Origin of the sequence: Streptomyces cucumeris (assembly GCF_024295805.1) — a bacterium.
Lineage (GTDB): Bacteria > Actinomycetota > Actinomycetes > Streptomycetales > Streptomycetaceae > Streptomyces > Streptomyces cucumeris.
This window is the reverse complement of the sequence record NZ_JANCLX010000002.1, coordinates 18,545-37,291: the sequence shown is the minus strand read 5'-3', so window position 1 is coordinate 37,291 and position 18,747 is coordinate 18,545. Positions and strand designations below refer to the sequence as shown.

The 18,747-nt window shown below is 73.5% G+C and carries 21 protein-coding genes; 11 read left to right on the top strand and 10 right to left on the bottom strand.

From position 1 onward, the window contains the following. Positions 1 to 5: 5 nt before the first annotated feature. Positions 6 to 290: a hypothetical protein gene (locus NMK44_RS03100; RefSeq protein WP_254737943.1), complete on the top strand. Its 285-nt coding sequence runs from the start codon at positions 6 to 8 to the stop codon at positions 288 to 290. A gap of 19 nt (positions 291 to 309) precedes the next feature. On the opposite strand, the gene NMK44_RS03095 is transcribed toward NMK44_RS03100, so the two are convergent. Next, on the bottom strand, positions 310 to 1,107 hold the full coding sequence (locus NMK44_RS03095; protein ID WP_254737941.1) for a helix-turn-helix transcriptional regulator: 798 nt from the start codon (positions 1,105 to 1,107) through the stop codon (positions 310 to 312). A 93-nt stretch (positions 1,108 to 1,200) separates the two neighbouring features. Here NMK44_RS03095 and NMK44_RS03090 point away from each other — a divergent pair, with 93 nt between their 5' ends. Next, positions 1,201 to 1,938 (top strand): SDR family oxidoreductase, encoded by a 738-nt coding sequence (locus NMK44_RS03090; protein ID WP_254737939.1) that lies wholly within the window; start codon positions 1,201 to 1,203, stop codon positions 1,936 to 1,938. Between the two features lie 53 nt (positions 1,939 to 1,991). Here NMK44_RS03090 and NMK44_RS03085 read toward each other — a convergent pair whose 3' ends face one another. Then, complete coding sequence (locus NMK44_RS03085; RefSeq protein ID WP_254737937.1) at positions 1,992 to 2,822, bottom strand: class I SAM-dependent methyltransferase; 831 nt, start codon at positions 2,820 to 2,822, stop codon at positions 1,992 to 1,994. 58 nt (positions 2,823 to 2,880) lie between these two features. Between NMK44_RS03085 and NMK44_RS03080 the strand changes: the two genes are divergently transcribed. Then, positions 2,881 to 3,468, top strand: coding sequence for a TetR/AcrR family transcriptional regulator (locus tag NMK44_RS03080; protein ID WP_254737936.1), 588 nt, complete (start codon positions 2,881 to 2,883; stop codon positions 3,466 to 3,468). 15 nt (positions 3,469 to 3,483) lie between these two features. On the opposite strand, the gene NMK44_RS03075 is transcribed toward NMK44_RS03080, so the two are convergent. From NMK44_RS03075 to NMK44_RS03060, 4 genes are read right to left on the bottom strand one after another with little or no spacing between them, the layout of a single operon-like run. Then, positions 3,484 to 4,095, bottom strand: a complete 612-nt coding sequence (locus tag NMK44_RS03075; protein ID WP_254737934.1) for a GTP-binding protein — start codon at positions 4,093 to 4,095, stop codon at positions 3,484 to 3,486. Beyond that, positions 4,043 to 4,546 (bottom strand): DUF742 domain-containing protein, encoded by a 504-nt coding sequence (locus NMK44_RS03070; protein WP_254737932.1) that lies wholly within the window; start codon positions 4,544 to 4,546, stop codon positions 4,043 to 4,045. Before NMK44_RS03070 ends, NMK44_RS03075 begins: the two co-directional genes overlap by 53 nt. Positions 4,547 to 4,595: 49 nt before the next feature. Further along, entirely contained in the window at positions 4,596 to 5,075 is a 480-nt protein-coding gene (locus NMK44_RS03065; protein ID WP_254737930.1) for a roadblock/LC7 domain-containing protein, read from the bottom strand. Then, positions 5,059 to 7,605, bottom strand: coding sequence for a sensor histidine kinase (locus NMK44_RS03060; protein WP_374215235.1), 2,547 nt, complete (start codon positions 7,603 to 7,605; stop codon positions 5,059 to 5,061). The genes NMK44_RS03065 and NMK44_RS03060 overlap by 17 nt, the downstream gene beginning before the upstream one ends. Positions 7,606 to 7,930: 325 nt before the next feature. On the opposite strand from NMK44_RS03060, the gene NMK44_RS03055 reads away from it, so the two are divergent. From NMK44_RS03055 to NMK44_RS03045, 3 genes are read left to right on the top strand one after another with little or no spacing between them, the layout of a single operon-like run. Beyond that, positions 7,931 to 9,064: a substrate-binding domain-containing protein gene (locus NMK44_RS03055; protein WP_254737926.1), complete on the top strand. Its 1,134-nt coding sequence runs from the start codon at positions 7,931 to 7,933 to the stop codon at positions 9,062 to 9,064. Positions 9,065 to 9,083: 19 nt separating this feature from the next. After that, entirely contained in the window at positions 9,084 to 9,536 is a 453-nt protein-coding gene (locus NMK44_RS03050) for a hypothetical protein (RefSeq protein WP_254737924.1), read from the top strand. Between the two features lie 33 nt (positions 9,537 to 9,569). Next, complete coding sequence (locus tag NMK44_RS03045) at positions 9,570 to 10,490, top strand: phosphorothioated DNA-binding restriction endonuclease (RefSeq protein ID WP_254737922.1); 921 nt, start codon at positions 9,570 to 9,572, stop codon at positions 10,488 to 10,490. A 13-nt stretch (positions 10,491 to 10,503) separates the two neighbouring features. On the opposite strand, the gene NMK44_RS03040 is transcribed toward NMK44_RS03045, so the two are convergent. Continuing rightward, the gene (locus NMK44_RS03040; protein ID WP_254737920.1) at positions 10,504 to 10,890 is read right to left on the bottom strand and encodes a hypothetical protein; all 387 of its coding nucleotides are present in this window, start codon (positions 10,888 to 10,890) and stop codon (positions 10,504 to 10,506) included. A 173-nt stretch (positions 10,891 to 11,063) separates the two neighbouring features. Here NMK44_RS03040 and NMK44_RS03035 point away from each other — a divergent pair, with 173 nt between their 5' ends. Together NMK44_RS03035 and NMK44_RS03030 are read left to right on the top strand one after the other, a co-directional pair. Further along, a complete protein-coding gene (locus NMK44_RS03035; RefSeq protein WP_254737918.1) occupies positions 11,064 to 11,717 on the top strand; it encodes an ATP-dependent Clp protease proteolytic subunit in 654 nt (217 codons plus the stop codon). Position 11,718: 1 nt separating this feature from the next. Next, positions 11,719 to 12,333: a ClpP family protease gene (locus tag NMK44_RS03030; RefSeq protein ID WP_254737916.1), complete on the top strand. Its 615-nt coding sequence runs from the start codon at positions 11,719 to 11,721 to the stop codon at positions 12,331 to 12,333. 18 nt (positions 12,334 to 12,351) lie between these two features. Here NMK44_RS03030 and NMK44_RS03025 read toward each other — a convergent pair whose 3' ends face one another. From NMK44_RS03025 to NMK44_RS03015, 3 genes are all read right to left on the bottom strand, one after another. Next, positions 12,352 to 12,864, bottom strand: a complete 513-nt coding sequence (locus tag NMK44_RS03025) for a helix-turn-helix domain-containing protein (RefSeq protein WP_254737914.1) — start codon at positions 12,862 to 12,864, stop codon at positions 12,352 to 12,354. Between the two features lie 124 nt (positions 12,865 to 12,988). Continuing rightward, on the bottom strand, positions 12,989 to 13,960 hold the full coding sequence (locus tag NMK44_RS03020) for an MBL fold metallo-hydrolase (RefSeq protein WP_254737912.1): 972 nt from the start codon (positions 13,958 to 13,960) through the stop codon (positions 12,989 to 12,991). Positions 13,961 to 14,043: 83 nt separating this feature from the next. Beyond that, a complete protein-coding gene (locus NMK44_RS03015) occupies positions 14,044 to 14,973 on the bottom strand; it encodes a serine hydrolase (protein WP_254737910.1) in 930 nt (309 codons plus the stop codon). 44 nt (positions 14,974 to 15,017) lie between these two features. Here NMK44_RS03015 and NMK44_RS03010 point away from each other — a divergent pair, with 44 nt between their 5' ends. The 3 genes from NMK44_RS03010 (at position 15,018) to NMK44_RS03000 (ending at position 18,726) form a co-directional block, all read left to right on the top strand. Next, the gene (locus tag NMK44_RS03010; protein ID WP_254737908.1) at positions 15,018 to 16,004 is read left to right on the top strand and encodes a LysR family transcriptional regulator; all 987 of its coding nucleotides are present in this window, start codon (positions 15,018 to 15,020) and stop codon (positions 16,002 to 16,004) included. A gap of 187 nt (positions 16,005 to 16,191) precedes the next feature. Beyond that, a complete protein-coding gene (locus NMK44_RS03005; protein WP_254737906.1) occupies positions 16,192 to 16,788 on the top strand; it encodes a hypothetical protein in 597 nt (198 codons plus the stop codon). Between the two features lie 114 nt (positions 16,789 to 16,902). Continuing rightward, positions 16,903 to 18,726 carry a gamma-glutamyltransferase family protein gene (locus NMK44_RS03000; protein ID WP_254737904.1) on the top strand — a complete coding sequence of 608 codons (1,824 nt, stop codon included), beginning with the start codon at positions 16,903 to 16,905 and terminating at the stop codon, positions 18,724 to 18,726. Positions 18,727 to 18,747: the final 21 nt, after the last annotated feature.

Sequence of the window (18,747 nt, the reverse complement as noted above, 5' to 3'; positions counted from 1 at the left end):
CGGCCATGAGCGATCGGACCGGCCCGACCGACACACCCGCCGTCGCGCTCGGCCCCACCGCGCTGGTTCTCGGCGCCCTCTCCACCATCGGCATATGGGTCCCCGCGCTCTTCTTCGTCGTGTTCCCGTGGACGGCTCTCACCGGTGGCCTCGCGATCTGTCTCGGGGCGATGGGCGTGCATCACGCCCGCCGGGGCGCCGGCCGGCTGTGGGTCTCCGCCGCGGGGGCGGCGCTCGGCGTCGCCGGGCTCGGCGGGGTCGTCTTCCTCCTCTGCACGTACGGCGGTTGAGCCCCCGCACCCCGACGGGTCACACCTCCGCGTAGACCACCAGGGTCTGGTCCGGCCGCTCCGCCAGGTGGAACGCGGTGTAGGCGTACTCGACCACGCCGCGCTCCGGCCGCCGCAGCCGTTTGCGGCCGCCGTGGCGCACCTGGACGTCGTACCGCGGCCACCAGGACCGCACCTCCGGACTGGCCGCCGTCAACTCGTCGATCAGACGGGTGTACCGGGGCTCACCGGGGTGGCGTCCGGCCAGGGTGCGGAGGCGGGCCAGGAGACCCCGGGCCTCGGGCTCCCAGTCGACGAGGACATCGCGGGCCGCGGGTTCGAGGAACACCCAGCGCAGGAAATTGGGCGGGCGGTCCTCGGTGCCGATGAGGCGGGGGAAGAGGTCGTCGGCCGCCTGGTTGTGGCTGAGCACGTCGTAGGTGCCGCCGATGACGTACGCCGGGTGCGGCTGGAGCAGCAGGGGTACGGCCGCCGCCTCGGGGGCGAGCGGTTCGGGTGCCCCGGGGGCGTCCGCGAGCGGCTGCCCGGCGAGCCGGAAGAGGTGGCCGCGCTCCTGGGGGTCCAGCCGCAGCGCGGTGGCGAGGGCGCCGAGCACCTGGTCCGAGGCCCGGATGTCCCGGCCCTGTTCGAGGTAGGTGTACCAGGTGGCGCTGATCCCGGCGAGCAGCGCCAGCTCCTCGCGGCGCAGCCCCGGGGTCCGGCGCCGGGCGGACAGCGGCAGGCCGACCTGGTCGGGGGTGATCCGCTCTCTGCGGCTGCGGAGGAAGGCGCCCAGCTCACGGCGCTGGGCCTGTTGCTCGGACCGGTGGTCGGACATGGGGCTGGCACCTCTGGTTCCAGGATAAACGGATTCTGTATACCAGCTTCCGCCCCTCACAGACTGATGTCCGACAGGCACGAGGAGGACATCATGACGGGAATCGACGGCAAGGTCGTGGCGATCACGGGCGCCAGCAGCGGGATCGGCGAGGCCACCGCACTGCTGCTCGCCGAGCGGGGCGCGCGCCTCGTCCTGGGCGCGCGGCGGACCGAACGCCTCACGGAGCTGGTGGCACGGATCGAGGGGGCGGGCGGCACGGCCGTGGCCCTGCGCACCGATGTCACCCGGCGGGACGATGTGCGGGCCCTGGTCGCCCTGGCCGGTGAGCGCTACGGGCGGCTCGACGTCCTGGTGGGCAACGCGGGCGTCGGGACGATCTCGCCGCTGGACGATCTGCGCGTCGACGAGTGGGACACCATGGTCGACGTCAACATCAAGGGCGTCCTGCACGGCATCGGTGCCGCGCTGCCGGTGTTCCGGGCGCAGGGCTCGGGTCACTTCATCACCACCGCCTCCACGGCCGCGTTCCGCGTCGTGCCGACGATGGCGGTCTATGCCGGTACCAAGTTCGCGGTGCGCGCCCTCTGCGAGGGACTGCGCCAGGAGGCCGGTGACTCGCTGCGCGTGACCACCGTCTCGCCCGGCATGGTGGCCACCGACTTCGTCGACGCGTCCACGAACGAGCGCGCCAGAGAGCAGGTCGCCGAGGTCCGCGACCGCATCGCGATCCCGCCGGATGCCATCGCCGAGGCCATCGCGTACGCGATCGGGCAGCCCGCCACGGTGGATGTGAACGAGATCGTCATCCGGCCGACGGCCCAGGGCTGACGCCGCTGGACTGACGCCGCCCCAAGGGCCTTTCGGGTTCAGCCGGTTCGGGTTCAGCCGGTGTGCGGTGCCGTCACCGTCACGGTCGTGTAGGGCATCGTGAAGCAGCCGCCCAGGGTGTCGAGGGCGGAGGCGACGCCGGAGAGGATCTCCTGGAGCTGCTCCGGGGGGAGTCGGGTGAAGAGACCCTGGGTGGGGAGCTGGTCGAGCCAGGCGTCGCGGGTGTAGGTCCACTCCCAGGTGTCGGTCCACTGCTCGGGGTCGGCGAAGCCGTCCGCCGCCCGGATTCCCTCGGCGACCTTGGTGAGCAGGGGCTGGTAGGCGTCCGGTCCCTGGCTCTGGCCCGCCGTGAGGCGGGCGGTGAGCGGGGAGTCGGGCAGTACGCGGCGGTAGACCGCGGTGAAGGCGTCCGCCACCTCGGGCGGGAGCCGGAAGACGTTCCAGAACGCGGCCAGCCGTCCGCCGGGGCGGAGGACACGGGCGGCCTTGGCGGCGCCCGCGACGGGGTCGATCCAGTGCCAGGACTGGCCCGCGACGACCGCGTCGAAGGTGCGTCCGGCGGGGTCCCAGGACTCGAAGGCGGCCACCTCGGTGTCGATACCGCCGCGGCGGGTCAGGTCGGCCATGCGGGCGTCGGGTTCGACCCCGAGCACCGTGCAGCCGGCGGTCCGGAACTGCCGGGCGTCGATTCCGGTGCCACAGCCGACACAGAGGACATCCGGGCCGGGGGCGGCGGCGGTGATGCGGTGGATCAGGGCCTGGGGATAGCGGGGGCGGGCCCGGTCGTAGCGTTCGGCGTCCGCGCCGAACGACTCGGCCATACCCCGGTGTCGATGAGGTGCGTCCACGGTGGGCCGGTGCTCCGGCGAGGGTACAGTGGGCATGCGCCCACTATGAGTGGGCACATGCCCACTCGTCAACCGGACGGAGGAGGAACACACGGTGCCGACCGGTGTGGCCCTACGTGATGTGCGCGAGCAGTTGTTCGGCGCGGCCGAGCGGATCCTGCTCCGGGACGGGCCGAGCGCGCTGACCAGCCGCGCGGTGACCACGGAGGCGGGATGTGCCAAGGGTGTACTGCACCGGCACTTCGCCGACTTCGACGCCTTCCTCGCCGAACTCGTCCGGGACCGTGTGGCCCGGCTGGACCGCCGGGGGGCCGCCCTGTGCGACTCCGCCGGGACCGGCACGGTGGCGGACAACCTCACCGGCGCGCTGACGGACCTGTTCGAGTCGGTCGCCGTGGCCGTCGTCGGGCTCGTCACCTCACGGGACGAACTCCGCGCCCGGCTGCGGGAGTCCACACCGACGGGTGTCCCGCTGCTGACCGAGGCCACGGCCGTGCTCGCCGCCTATCTCACCGCCGAACGCGACCTCGGCCGTCTCGCGGCGGACGCCGATGTCGCCACGCTCGCCCCCACGCTGATCGGCGCCGGGCATCTGCTCTTCGCCGACCGCGAGGCCGCCCCGCCGGACGCGGAAGCGGTCCGCAAGGTCGTGACCACGGTCATCGGCGGTGCCGTGCGGTAGCCCCGCGGCGGGCGGTCAGCCCCCGGCCGCCTCCGCGCGGGTGAGGGCGACGTCGAGGACGACCAGGAGGGCATCGCGGACGGAGCCGGTCTCGCGTGCGTCGAAGACGACGAGGGGCGTGTGCCCGGAGATGTCGAGGGCCCAGCGGACCTCGTCCAGGGTGTGCTGGACCTCGCCGTCGAAGGCGTTCACCGCGACGGCGAACGGGATGTCCTTGTGCTCGAAGTAGTCGACCGCCGCGTAGCAGTCGTCGAGGCGGCGGGTGTCCACGATCACCAGGCCGCCGAGGGCGCCCTCGACCACGTCGTCCCACATGAAGCCGAACCGCTCCTGGCCCGGGGTGCCGAACAGGTACAGCTTCAGGGTCGGGTCGATGGTGATGCAGCCGAAGTCCATCGCGACCGTGGTGGTGGTCTTGTCGGGGGTGTGGGTGAGGTCGTCCACGCCCGCCGCGACCTCCGTGATGGCCGCCTCCGTGGTCAGCGGACGGATCTCGGAGATCGAGGCCACGGCCGTGGTCTTGCCGACCCCGAACCCCCCGGCGATCACCAACTTGACCGGCAGGGGCGGTTGTTCAGCCGCTGTCACGGAGTGTGCCCCGTGAGTCGGGGACGGCACGGAGACCATCGATCACCCTTCGCAGTACGGAGATGTCCTGGGCTGTCCTGGCGTTCGGCACATGGACCGCCAGCTGGCCGGCGGCGCACAGGTCCTCCGCCAGGACCCGGACCACGTTGAGGTGGAGCCGCAGCCGGGCGGCCAGCTCCGCCACCGACTGCGGACGGCGGCAGGCCGCGACGATGGCGTGGCGTTCGAAGGTGAGCGACGGCAGGGCCGTCAGCCCGTCCGGTGTCGCCACGATCTGGGTCTCGACCGGGAGGGGTGCCGCGGAGCCGCTCCCCGCCACCCTCCCCGCGGTCAGCAGGAAGGGGCGGATCGCGGACGCCCGGCCCACCGGATCCGTCACCGGGCCCACCGGGTCCGTCACCCGGTCCGCCGCGTCCTCCGGTCCGTCCGGTGGTGGATGCGCCGGTCCCGCCTTCTCCGCCTCATGCGGTGCCGGTTCACCGGCGACCATCTCCGCCCCCTCCTCGCATGCCTCTGCCGCTGCCGCCGCGCACGATGGGTCAGCCGCCGGCGCCCGCGCTCTTCTTGAGCTCCAGGACGAGCTGGGGGGTGAGCGCGGCACCCGCCCGGTTGGCGAACAGGGTCATCTCGTAGGCGATGTTGCCCAGCTTCGCCTCCTTCGAGGTCACCACGCCGAGCACGGCACCGCAGCCGATGGACGACACCAGTACGTGGCCGCCCTCCAGATCGATGATGACCTTGTTGAGGCCACCCAGGCCGTAGTTGCCGGACGCGCCGGAGGCGAGGCTGGTCACACCGGACACGATCGCGGCGAGCCGCTCGGAGTCGGCCTGTTCGCGCAGCCGGGAGACGGCGATCAGCAGACCGTCGGAGGACACCGCGATGGCGTCGACCACTCCCGCGGTCTCGGTGGCGAACCGGTCGAGCAGCCAGGTGAAGTCGGCTGCGGCGGCACGCAGATCGGTGGGTTCGTCCGTCGTGGACCCGGTCGAACCGCTGTTGTCAGTCGGCGTGTTCACTGCCCGACTCCTTCCGGGATCGCTGATGTGTCGAGGGCGTGGGGGCGGGGGCGGACCGGTCCGCCGGGCGGCCGTCCTCCTCCGCGTCCCGCTCCGCCCGGCGTACGGCCGCGTCGAACTCGACGTGTTCGCCGCGGACCGCGTCGGCGTCGCCGGCCGGGCGGACGGCCGGGGCGGCCCGGCCGTCCGGGGCGGTGGTGGTCCGGTCGAGGGTCGCGCCCCGCACCCGCCGGCGCAGCGGGCGGGAGCCGGGGTCCCGGGACACCCCGGACGAGGACTCCGTTTCCCGTTCCGGTTCCGGTTCCGTGTCCGGTGCGGATTCCCGCTCCGGGTGCTCGGCAGGAGCCGCCGGGACCCGCTTCGGCAGACCCGCCCCGGTCGTCGCCGTGGGCGCCGCCGGGGCCGGGGGCTGCACCGGGGCGCGCCGCGGCACGGGCTCCGGCGTCCGCTCCGCCGCCGCCCCCTCCCCCGGCGCATCCCGCAGCAGCAGCGCGGACGGCACCCACACCGTGCCCGTCACACCGCCGCCCGGCGTACGGCTCAGGGTGACCCGGATGCCCGAGCGGCGGGCCAGGCCGCCGACCACGAACAGGCCGAGCACCTTGGTCGGTACGAGGTCCAGCCGCTCCCGGCGCACCAGCCGGGCGTTCTCCTCGGCGAGCCGTTCCGCGCTCATCCCGAGGCCGTGGTCGATGACCTCGACCAGCGCCCCGCCGTCGGAGGTCACATCGGTGCCGGGCCGGACGGCCACCTCGATGGGGGTGTCCGAGGGGGAGAACGCGACCGCGTTCTCCAGCAGTTCGGCGAGCATCAGCGTCAGGTCGCCGATGATGTCGGGGACGACGGTGACCTCGGTCTCGGACCGCAGGGACACCCGCTGGTAGCCCTCGATCCGGCCGAGCGAGGCGCGGATGACATCGGCCAGGGCGGTCGGCCGGGCGTCCAGTTCGGATTCGCGGATGCCCGCGAGCAGCATCAGGCTGTCGGCGTTGCGCTGGAGGCGTACGGCGATGTGGTCGATGCGGTAGAGCCGCTCCAGGACCTCGGGGGCGGTCTCCTCGCGTTCGACGGCGTCGATCAGCATGAGCTGGCGGGTGGTGAGGTTGCTGACCCGGCGGCCGACGTTGCCGAACATCTCGCCGACGTTGCGGCGGCTGACCACCTGGCGTTCCAGCAGCGCCGCCGCGGTGACCTGCACCTGGTTGAACGCCTCGGCCAGATCGCCGATCTCGTCGCGCACCGGGACCGGAATGGGCCGGGGCCGCAGCGGGGTGCTGTCCGCGGAGTCGTCGTCCTCGACCTTGGCGAGTTCCTCGCCCGCGACCTCGACCACCTGGTGGGCGGCGCCGGTCAGGGCCGCCAGGGGGCGGACCACCGAGCGGCGGACGAGGAAGGAGAAGCCCAGCCACGCGGCGAAGCCGAGGACGGCGAGGGCGAGGAGGGCCAGCGCCTGGTAGAGGGCGGCGTCGGAGAGGCCGTCCGCACGGCCCGCGATATCGCCGATCAGCGTCCGGGTGATGGTGAGCCGGGCCTCGGCCTGCCGGGTCTCCGCGGCCATCGTGGTGCGCAGCTGGGCGGGCGACTGGCCCTGGAGGGAGCCCGGGTCGATCTGGAGCTCGGCGAACCGGTCCTCGATCCCGTTCTGCTCGGCGTTCCGCTCGATGCCGTCGAGCCGCAGCACCTGGTACGGATCGGCGATCCTGGCGAAGCGTTCCGACTGCTCCTCGAAGATCCGGTGGGCGCCGACCGCCCGGGTGTACTCGGTGACGGCGTTGGCGTCCCGGGTCTGGGCGGAGAACACCCCGCCCTCGAAGGCGGCGTGGGCGGCGTCCGCGCGCAGCACCGCGTCCAGCAGCGCGATGACCGGGGCGGAGGAGGAGCCGGTGTAGCCGTCGAGGCCGAGGCCGTCGATGAGGTAGCCGACGGCGGCGGCGTACGCGGGGTCGATCCCGGCGGCCGGGACCGAGCCCCGCTCGACCTTGTCCCGCAGCACGCTGAGGCGCTGGACGTAGCCGAGGGCGCGCGACTCCTCCTCGGGCAGCTCCGAACCGAAGGCCGAACGCACGGCGTCGGCCTGGTCGTCGGTGACCCGCTGGGCGCGGTCGTAGTCCGTGGTGGACGGCAGGGCGGCGCCGGGGCGGGCGGCCTCCTGCCGGACGGCCAGCAGCAGGGCCTGCCGGTGCTCGGCCTGGACGTCGTTGATCAGCCGGGTGACCTGGCCGCTGTCGCGCACCAGTTGTGCGACCCGGTCGGCGTCCCGGGCCCGTTCCACCTGGCCGTAGACGCCCACGCCGAGGAGGACGCCGACGACGGTGATCGGTACGAGCACCAGGACGTTGAGCTTCCGGCGGAACGGCCACCGGTCGAGGAGGACGCCCTTCCGCGGACGGGACCGCGGCCGGTGTGCGTCGGGTCCTTGTGCGTCGCCTCCGGGCCGGTCCGGGGCGGACGGGTCAGGGGCCGACGAGCCGGGGGCCGGTGGATCCGGCGCCGACGGGTCCGGTGCGGGTGGGTGATCCGGTGTGTCCACAGACACCCAGGTCCTCCTTCGATGTGCTCCTGAGCGGTGACCGAGGTGTTGCTGCGTCGGAATCGCGCCACATGCCCGACCGGCCGTGAAGACTACCGTCTGCGCGTGACCGTGCAAGACGGCCCGGGCCAACCGCTACCGAATGTCCCTGGATTGTTGGGTTTGACCTGGCCTCCTGTTCATTCCTGTCTCAAGGGCCGGTCCACCGGCAGCGGCCGGGTGTCCGTAGGGTGGCGGTCGGACGGCGCCCGAGGACATCCTGTGGACTGGCTTGTTCGTTACCATGCGCGGGCCCTCCGTCCTTCCGTGCCCTGCGAGGAGATCCGTGCACCCCACCCGCAAGGCGGCCCTGATGTCCGTCGTGTTCCTGGCCGTGGTCGCCACCGGCTGTGAACCCGATGGCTCCGGCTCGTCCCACCGGACGTCCGCCGAGCCCGGCTGCCCCACCGCGCTGGCGCGGGCCGAGCGGGCGGTCAAGAAGGCGCAGGACGTCGACGCCCCCTGGAAGGGCCCCACCACCGGGCCCTCCGCGGTGCGCGGCAAGAGCGTGGTCTACATAGCCCAGACGCTGAGCAACCCCGGTGCCGCGGGCGTCGCGCAGGGGGTCCAGGAAGCCGCGTCGATCCTCGGCTGGCACGCGCGCACCATCAACGGCGAGGGCACGCCCGCCGGGATCCGCGCCGCCTTCGAGCGGGCCCTCGACCTCGACCCGGACGGCATCGTCATCGGCGGCTTCGACCCCGGGAGCGTGGCGGACGAGGTGGCGCGGGCCGAAGCGGCGGGCATCGAGGTGATCGGCTGGCACGCCACCGCGGCCCCTGGGCCCAGCGCGAAGCCCGGGCTGTTCACCAACGTCACCTCCCGGGTGGAGGACGTGGCGAGGATCAGCGCCGACTGGATCATCGCGCGGTCCCATGGCCGGGCCGGGGTGGTGCTGTTCACCGACGCCACCGTCCCGTTCGCCAAGCACAAGTCCGACCTCATCAAGAAGCGGCTCGCCACCTGTCCGGACGTGAAGCTGCTGAGCTACCGCAACGTCCCGATCCCCGAGGCGGGCAAACGCTCCATCGGGGAGGTCCGCGCGCTGCTCGCGCGCTTCGGCGACAAGTGGACCGACTCGGCCGCCATCAACGACCTGTACTTCCGGCACAGCGCCGCCGCGCTGCGCGCCGCGGGCAAGGACGGCGCGGGCGCCCCGTACAACATCGGTGCGGGGGACGGCGATCCATCGGCCTTCCAGCGCGTCAACGGTCAGCGGTACCAGGCCGCCACCGTGCCCGAACCGCTCTCCGAACAGGGCTGGCAGATCGTGGACGAGTTCAACCGGGCCTTCTCGGGCCGGTCGCCCAGCGGCTATGTGGCCCCGGTCCACGTCACCACGGCCGCCAACAGCGGTGGCGCGCTGTCCTGGGACTCCGAGGGCTATCGTCAGGCGTACCGCAAGATCTGGGGGAAGTAGCCGCGGGAGGGGAGGATCCGTGCCGGTCCGTACGACGCGGTACCGGATGATGCGCGCCGCCCGCGGCATCGCCATCGACCTCACCGCCGACGCCGTGCTCAGCACCGGACCCCCGCCCCGGGGCGAGCGGGTCACGGCGCGGGTGTGGCTGGACACGGCGCCGGTGCGCACCCACCCATACGAAGACCGTTCGGGGCTGCGGCTTTCGGCGGAGGAGGCGGCCTGGCTCGGGCCGGGGCTCGCCCTCGCCGCCCCTGCGATCGAGGCGCGGACCGCCGGGCGGTACGCCCTGGTCACGGTGGAGCGGGTGCGGTTCCCCGAGGCCGACTTCCAGCAGGAGGGGCTGGCGGCGGCCCTTCTCGGCTGGGCGGAGGAGGAGTTCGGGCTGCCCGCCCGGCCGGTCGGGGCCTCCTTCGACCGCGCCGCGAACCGGTTCGTCTTCATCTGGCCCGAGCCCCACGACCGCCTCTGACACGATGGGCGGCCCGGGCCTACAGTCGCTGCCATGGACTGGGTCGAGCGGGTGCGCGCCTTGCGGCAGTGGTCGGGCAACGGGATGCGGGCACCGCATAAACCGCTGCTGATGCTCTACGCCCTGGGGCGGTTCCAGCGGGCACCCGGCCAGGACCTGCCCTACACGGAGGTCGAGGGGGACCTCAAGGAACTGCTCCGCGACTTCGGACCACCTCGGCAGACCTCGCCCTCCTATCCGTTCCACCACCTGGAGAGTGACGGGGTGTGGGAGGTACGCACCGACGACGGGCCTGGCAGCCCGGGTTCGGGCGTCACGGTGCTGCGGGAGAGCGGGGCGCGCGGCCGGCTGGCACCGGGACTGCGGTCCGCGCTGGACACCGACCCGGCACTGCTGGAACGGCTGGCACAACTCCTGCTGGACACGCACTTCGCACCCTCGCTGCACGCCGACCTCACCGCCGCCGTGGGCCTGGACCTGGACGCCGTGGACGAGGCGAGGCGGGTGATGGTCCCGGTACGGGACCGGCGGCGGGCGGCCGAGCTGCGGCGCGAGGTGCTGAGCGCCTACGCCTTCCGGTGCGCCTTCTGCGGGTTCGACGGGGCGGTCGGCCGGGTGCCGGTCGGCCTGGAGGCCGCCCATGTGCGGTGGTGGGCGTTCCGCGGCGCGGACGCACTGCACAACACGCTGTGTCTGTGCTCGCTGCACCACCGGCTCTTCGACCGCGGGGTACTGGGCCTGGACTCCGGCCGGCGGATCACGGTCTCCGGCGCCTTCACCGGGCACGGCACGGCCGCGCGCGACCAGGTGTTCGCACTGGCCGACCGCAGGGTGGAGGATCCGCCGGGCGGCGGTGAGCCGGTCGCCCCGGAGAACATCGCCTGGCACACCGGGCAGGTCTTCCGCGGCACGTCCCCGGCGGCCGGGACGGCGGAGCCCGTCACTGCCTGCTGAGGGCCCGGGGTGCTCAGCCGTCGAAGGCGTAGCTGCGCACCGGGTCGACCCGCAGTTCGTACGGGCCGAGGCAGTCGGCCGCGAGGGTGGCCAGGCGGACGCCGCAGGGGCAGGCGCGGTTGGGGCCCTCACGGCCGGTGGGGCCGCAGCAGCCCGACGCGTTCTCGCCGCCGGGGAGCGGGCGGAGGGCGGGGGCGTCCTCGGGGTGCATCACCACCGGGCCGCGGGCATCCCCGTCCCCGGGGGCGACGGCGTAGTGGCCCCGGGGCACCGTGGACGGCGCCAGCCCGGTTTTCCGGTCCCGGTCGCGGTCATCTGTCGGCGCCTCGGGGACGGCGGGCAGCGCGACCAGGTCCGGGGTGAGTTCATGTGCGCAGTGGCAGCAGTAGAAGACCGTCACACCGTCCGTTGTACCCGCACGGGCTCGGGCACGGACCTGCGAACGCGCTGGTCGCGGGCGGCTCTGCCGTGGGCGAATCTGCTCGGGGCCGAGAACGCTGTCCGGGGGCCGCCCGGCGGCCGACAGTGGTGACACCGCGGCACGCTCCGCCGCGGCCGACCACGGGAGGTCCGATGTCACCACTGATCACCGGCTGGGATCCGGCCCTGAGCCCCCGGGCCGCGGAGGGCGAGACGCCCCCGTCACGGTTCGACGACCACCTGGCCGCGCAGCTCCTCACCCAGCGCATCGTCGTTCTCAGCACCCAGGTGGACGATGTCTCCGCGCACCGGGTCTGCGCCCAGTTGCTGCTGCTCTCGGCGGAGGACCCGCGGGCCGACATCAGTCTGTACATCAACAGTCCGGGCGGTTCGGTGACGGCCGGGCTGGCCATCTACGACACCATGCAGCTCATCCCCAACGACGTGTCGACGCTCGCCATGGGATTCGCCGCGAGCATGGGGCAGTTCCTGCTCTGTGTCGGGACGGCGGGCAAGCGCTTCGCGCTGCCGAACGCGCGGATCATGATGCATCAGCCGTCGGCCGGGATCGGCGGGACGGCCGCCGACATCGCGATCCAGGCCGAGAACCTGGAGTTCACCAAGAAGGCCATCGAGCGGATCACCGCGGCGCACACCGGTCAGACCGAGGAGACCATCTCCCGTGACGGCGACCGCGACCGGTGGTTCACGGCCGGACAGGCCAAGGAGTACGGCATGGTCGACCGGATCGTCGAGTCGCTCGACGATGTGCGTCCGGGCGGATCGCGACGGCGGATGGGGATCTGAGATGAGCCAGTACACGATTCCGACGGTGGTCGAGCGGACCACCCAGGGCGAGCGGGCGTACGACATCTACAGCCGGCTGCTGTCCGAGCGGATCATCTTCCTCGGCACCGAGATCGACGACGGGGTGGCCAACGTCGTCATCGCGCAACTGCTCCATCTGGAGTCCAGCAGCCCGGAGCAGGAGATCGCGATCTACATCAACTCCCCCGGCGGCTCGTACACCTCGCTCATGGCGATCTACGACACGATGACCTTCGTCTCGGCGCCGATCTCCACGTTCTGCGTCGGCCAGGCGGCCTCGACCGCGGCGGTGCTGCTGGCCGGAGGGGATCCCGGACGGCGGTTCATCCTGGAGCATGCGCGGGTGCTGCTGGGGCAGCCCGCGAGCGGTGGCCAGCAGGGCACCGTCTCCGATCTCAGCCTCCAGGCCAAGGAGATGCTGCGGATCCGCGCACAGGTGGAGGAGGTGCTGGCCCGGCACACCCCGCACGACATCGCCACCCTGCGCGAGGACATGGACCGCGACAAGGTGTTCACGGCGCAGGAGGCGGTGACGTACGGGCTGGCCGACCAGGTGCTCAGCCGCCGGAGGGCGGGCGCGGCGTTCGCCGCCTGACGGCGGTCGGTCCCTGCTTCAGGCGGCGAGGCGCACCTGGCCCTGGTAGGAGGACGTACGCGTGGTGGTGCTGGTGGTGGTGTGCGGGTGGCGCGTCCCGGCCAGGGCCGTCGTACCGGTCGCCGCGCCCCCGTCGCGCCGCGTGTGCTCCTCCGCCGCCCCCAGGGAGCGCCTGCGGGTGCGCGGGGCGAGGGCGCGGGCCAGCTCGTCGTGGGTGAGGGCGAGCAGATCGGCGAGGCCGAGGCCGAGGGCGTGCGCGGCGGCGGCGAGCACCTCGGACGACGCCTCCTTGCGGCCCCGCTCCAGCTCCGAGAGGTACGGCATCGAGATCCGGGCCGCGTCGGCCACGTCCTTGAGCGTGCGCTGCTGGGCGCGGCGCTCGCGGCGCAGCACCCCGCCGACCACATGGCGCCACAGGGGCTCCCTGGGCGCGGAGTCCGGGGGCGCGGCCTCCCGCGGCGGGGCGGCTGGCGGCGCGGTGGCCGGACGCAGCGGGATGACGCGGGCTGGGTTCGTCGCGTGGCTGCTCACCCCCTCAGGGTAGAAGCGTCCGGCCCGGGAGGAAGGGCATGGCGTTCCGCCCCCCGCGAAATCGGCGGGGCCGTGCCGGCCTCACGGCGCTCGGAAGCGGTCCGCGAGGCCCCTGAAGCGGTCCTCAGAAGCGGTACGGGGTGAGGTAGTCGGGCACCAGGACGCGGGTCCGGGGTGCGGCCGCCTCGATCCGCCGGACGAACGCGTCCAGGTCCACATTCGGATCCCGCTGGGCGCCCTCGTCCAGGGGGAGTTCGAAGTTGTCCCAGTGGACGGGCACCACGGTGCCGGGGTGACCGAGGGCCTTCATCAGCCGTGGCACATAGGCGTGGGTGGCGGTGCTGGACGTGGCCGCCACCATGGCGACGTCCGGGCGCAGTCCGGCCGCGTCGCGCTCGCTGAAGTCGCTGGCACCCATCAGGAACGCCGACGGGCCTCCGTCCGGGGTGAGTTGGAAGGCCAGGGTGTCGCCCTCCGGCAGATCGGAGATGGTCCGCGGTCTCCCGGCGGACGGGCGGCCGTGGAGGGTTCCCGGGGCGAAGTAGCCGAAGGAGGCGTTGCGGCTGTGCCGGCTGGAGACCACCTCGACCACCAGGCCGTCGAAGTCCAGCACCTCACCGCCCTTGACCACCGAGATCCGGCCCTTGTCCACCCCGAACGCCTGGAGCAGGTGGTACGAGGTCTCGGTGGCGACGATCCGCGCTTTTGGGGCGATGCGGGCGATGTACGGGACGTCGGCGATGTGGTCCCAGTGGCTGTGGCTGACCAGGATCAGCTCCGGGGCGCCGATATGCCGCCGGACCACCTGCTCATCGGTCGTCAGCGCGGTCCCGGGGTCGAAGTCACCGGTGAACAGGCCGGTGGGGAAGCGGGAGAGGTACGGGTCGAACAGGACCGTGCGGCCACCGGTGTCGATCCGCCAGCCGCAGGTGCCGAACCACCGGAAGGTGGCGTCCGAGGTGCGGGCCGCGGCACGGGGCGTGGTCGCCGCGGCGGAGGCGCGGGAGGCGGCCGGGAGGACGGGTACGGCCGCCCCGACGGCAGCTCCCCGCATCAGCAGACGGCGGTCGAACCGCCGCGCTCGTATGTCGCTCATGGCCACAGCAGAGCAGCCGCCGCCCACCGGCGTCCAAGACCGGATCGAGGGATGCGCCATATCCGATCGGGTATGACCGCGGCTCAGACCGGGTGGACCGGCGGTGTGGACGGGCTGTTCACGAGGCTGTCCACAGCCAGCCGCGCGGCCCGTCCGATGGCCCGGTCCACGGCCGAGCTACGCCACGCCGGTCCGGCCGTCCGCGCGAAGACGGCCACCGCGTACCGCCGGCCGTCGGGCCGGTGCACGACCCCGGCCTCGTTGTGCAGACCGGGCAGGGTGCCGGTCTTCGCGGCGATCAGCACCTCGTCGGGGAAGCCGCGGGCCAGCCGCTGCCGGAAGATCTGCTGGGACATCAGCTCACGCACCCGGGCGCAGGCGGCCGGGGAACCCGCCCGGTCCTGCCAGATCAGCCGCAGCAGGGTGGTGATGTCACGGGCGGTGGCCGAGGTGGTGTGGCGCGGGTCCAGGGCGCGGAAGTGGCTGAGCCGTCCGGCGTCCAGTGCCGGGTAACGGGCCGCGAACTCCGCCGCGTCCACCGCGCCCGCGTCCTCGATCATCGACTCCAGCTGCCACCGGGGGCCGCCGGTGATCCGGGTGCGTTCCAGGCCCAGTTCGGCGGCGAGCAGCCGCACGGTGTCCAGGCCCACGCGGCGCAGCAACGCGTCGGCGGCGGCGTTGTCGCTCACCGTCATGGTGAAGTACGCCAGGTCGCGCAGGGACATCTCGACATCGTCGGCGCAGCCCGCGGTGCCCCATCCGCCGAGCTGGTCGGCGGCGGTGACCCGGACACGTTCCCGTGGGTCGAGCTGACCGGCGTCGGCCTGCCGGGCGAACTCCAGGACGAGCAGGATCTTGAACACCGAGGCAAGGACGACCTGTTCATCGGCGCCGACGGCCACCTCCCGCCGGGGGTCGTCCAGGTCGACCGCGTGCAGCCGGACCTCGGCGTCCACCGCCGCGAAGAGCTCGGTGATCCGCCGTCCGGCCGGTGTGCCCACCGTCGTACCCATAGGTGTTCCTCCGCTCCCCCGCGGCCATCGCATAAGGTCGGCCGGTGGATCTCATACGCCACCTGCGTCTGTTCATTGTCGTCGCCGAGGAGCTGCACTTCAGCCGCGCCGCCGATCTCCTCGGCATGGCGCAGCCGCCCCTGAGCCAGGCCGTCCGGCGGCTGGAGCGCGAGGTGGGGGTGGAGCTGTTCGACCGCTCGGCGCGTCAGGTGCGGCTCACCGCCGCGGGGGCGCTGCTGGTGGAGGAGGCCCGTGAACTGCTGGCCCGCGAGGAGCGGTTGCGGGCGGTGATGGGCCGGGTCCGGGACGGGGAGCTGGGCACCCTGCGGGCGGGGGTGCCGCCGCAGACCCCGGCCCGTACGCTGCACGCCCTGCTGTCGGCGTGCGCGGAGGAGTTCCCGGGGCTGCGGATCGACCTCCATGAGGTGGACCCGGCGGAACAGGTGCGGCTGCTGGGGTCCGGCGGACTGGACGTCGGGCTGGTGCACCATCCGGTGGACGACGCCGGCGGGCTGGTCCTCGGGCCGTCCGCCGACACCGCGTTGGGCGTGGTGCTGCCGCGTGCCTCCCGGCTCGCCCGGCTGCCCGAGGTCGCGCTCCACGACCTCGCGGGCCACGATCTGTTCCTCTTCCCGCGGGCGACGGCGCCGGGCTGGTACGACCGGACGCTGGAGATCTGCCGGGCGGGCGGATTCGTTCCGCCCTCCGTGCGGCACGCCCGGAATCCGGAATTCCTGCTGGGGCTGGTGGCGTCCGGCCGGGGCGTCGCGTTCGACGACGGCCGGGTGGCGGGAAAGGAACCGCGCGCCGCATGGCGACCGCTGACCGGCCGCCCGCTCATTCTCCGGATATCAGCGGTATGGCCGGACCATTCGGCCCATCCGGCCGTGCACCATTTCGCCCGGATAGCGGTCCGGGCCGTCATGGACGACCTTCCGGCGCGCTCCGGCGGGTCCGGTGCTCCGGCCGTGGACGACCGGGCCAGGCCGTGGTCGGTGGTCTACCCGCCGGGCCGCCCCACCGCGCCGTAGCCGGGCCGCGGCGCCGTAGTCAGGGCGCGGCGCCGGACCCCTTTCCTCCGGCGCGGAAAGCGGAGAAATCATCCGCGGTACAGCGGCAATGTTCTGGAGATTCATTCCGGAAACGATGGAATACCGGTGAACGGGACTGCCAGGATCACTTCCTCACCCCTCTTTCCCGGCATCACAGGAATTCTCCGTGCAGAAAAAGAACGCGTTCGCCGCAACCGCTGTCGCGGTGCTGGCACTCACCCTGACCGGCTGCGGCGACGGCGAGGACTCGGCGTCACCGGCCCGCAAGGGCGGGGCGTCCGCCACCCGGACCGCGGGCGGGGATCGCACCGGCTCCTCACCCTCCGCCGAGTCGTCGCCCACGGCGCGCGAGGACGCGGGCGGCGGACGGCACCGCGGGGCCGGCAAGAGCCCCGCCACCAGCGCCGCGCCACGTCCCACCCGTAGCTCCGCCGCCCCGGCGCCCGCGCCGAGCCGCACCCGGACCGCGACGGCCGCGCCGACCCGTCCGGGGTCCCCCTCCGGTGTCCAGGGCATGTGGTACGTCCCCGTGCGCGGCGGCCGCGGCCTGGCCACCCTGAACGTCAGCGGGACGTCATTCACCCTCGCGTACGCCGGCAAGTCCTGCTCCGGGACCATCAGTTCCGCGATGGCCGTCTCCAGCACCTGCGGCGGGGAGACCTCGAACGGCACCGCCGTGGTGAGCAACGGCGGTGAGAACCTGACCTTCAACTGGACCACCGGCGAACCCGACCGCTTCGTCCGCACGCAGCCCGCGGGCTGACCGCACGCCTTTCTCCACGCTCCGCTCCATGGACCGGTGATCGGTGGCTGCGTCATGCTGGCCGGGCACGGCGGCACCGCACCACCGCGTGCCGCACCCGGACCAGGGAGCCCCATGTTCACCACCCGGCCCACCCTCCAGGGCACCCACGGCATGGTGTCCTCCACCCACTGGCTGGCCTCGCAGTCCGCCATGGCCGTCCTGGAGGACGGCGGCAACGCCTTCGACGCCGCCGTGGCCGCCGGTTTCGTCCTGCACGTGGTGGAGCCGCACCTCAACGGGCCCGCCGGGGAGGTGCCGATCCTGCTCGCCCCGGCGGGCGGCGAACCCACCGTGCTGTGCGGCCAGGGTCCGGCGCCCGCCGGGGCCACCATCGGCCACTACACCGCGCTCGGCCTCGACCTGGTGCCGGGCACCGGACCGCTCGCGGCCGCCGTCCCCGGCGCGTTCGACGCGTGGATGGTGCTGCTGCGCGACCACGGCACCCGGCACCTCGCCGAGGTGCTGCGGTACGCGATCGGCTACGCCGAACACGGCCATCCCGCGGTCGAGCGGATCGGCGAGACCGTGGAGACCGTACGGGAGCTGTTCACACAGGAGTGGACCGACTCGGCCGCGCTCTACCTGCCCGGCGGCCGGTCCCCCGCCGCCGGGCGGCTGCTCACCAACCCGGCCCTGGCCGCCACCTGGCGGCGGCTGATCGCCGAGGCGGAGGCGGCGGGGCCGGGCCGGGAGAGCCGGATCGAGGCGGCGCGGCGGGTCTGGCGGGAGGGGTTCATCGCCGACGAACTGGCCGCAGCCGCGGCCCGGCCCGCCATGGACTCTTCCGGAGAGCGCCACGCGGGGACGCTCACCGGTGACGACCTGGCCGCCTTCGAGGCCGGCTATGAACCCCCGGTCCGGTACACCTGGAACGGTTGGACGGTGTGCAAGGCGGGCCCCTGGAGCCAGGGTCCGGTGCTGCTCCAGCAGCTCGCCCTGCTCCCCGACGGGTTGACCGCGGAGGATCTGGGCACCCCCGAACTGCTGCACACCCTGGTCGAGGGCGGCAAGCTGGCCATGGCGGACCGTGAGGCCTGGTATGGGGACGCCGCCGAGGTACCGCTCCCGGAGCTGCTCTCCGGCCCGTACAACGACGAGCGGCGCAAGCTGATCGGCGAGCGCGCCTCGTACGGACTGCGTCCGGGCCGGCCCGGCGGCCGCACCCCGCGGCTGAGCGCGCAGGCGCTGGCCGCCGTCGCCCGCGCGGCGGACCGCGACGCCGGTCCGGTGGCCGGACCGGGCGGCGGTGAGCCGACGGTCGGCGGCCCCGAGGTGCGGGCGGACGGCGGCACCCGGGGCGACACCTGCCACCTCGATGTGGTGGACCGCTGGGGCAACATGGTCGCCGCCACGCCCAGCGGCGGCTGGCTCCAGTCCAACCCGGTCATCCCCGCGCTCGGCTTCCCGCTGGGCACCCGGCTCCAGATGGCCTGGCTGGACCCCGGACTGCCCAACTCCCTGACCCCCGGCCGCCGTCCGCGCACCACGCTGACCCCGTCACTGGCGCTCCGCGGCCACACCCCCGTGATGGCCTTCGGCACGCCTGGCGGCGATCAGCAGGACCAGTGGTCCCTGCACTTCCTGCTCGGTGTCGCACTGCGCTCCCCGGTGCGTGCGGGGCTTGACCTCCAGGGCGCGATCGACGCGCCCAACTGGCACCAGGAGAGCTTCCCCGGCTCCTTCCACCCGCGCACGATGGCCGCGGGGAAGGTGGTGGTCGAATCGCGGATCGGTGAGCACGCGATCCGCGGACTGCGGCGCCGGGGGCACGACGTCACGGTCGGCCCCGCCTGGTCGGAGGGGCGGCTGTGCGCGGTGGCCCGGGACCCGGAGACCGGTGTCCTGCTGGCGGCGGCCAACCCCCGGGGCGCACAGGGCTACGCGGTGGGCCGCTGACCCGCGGCGGACACCACCGGA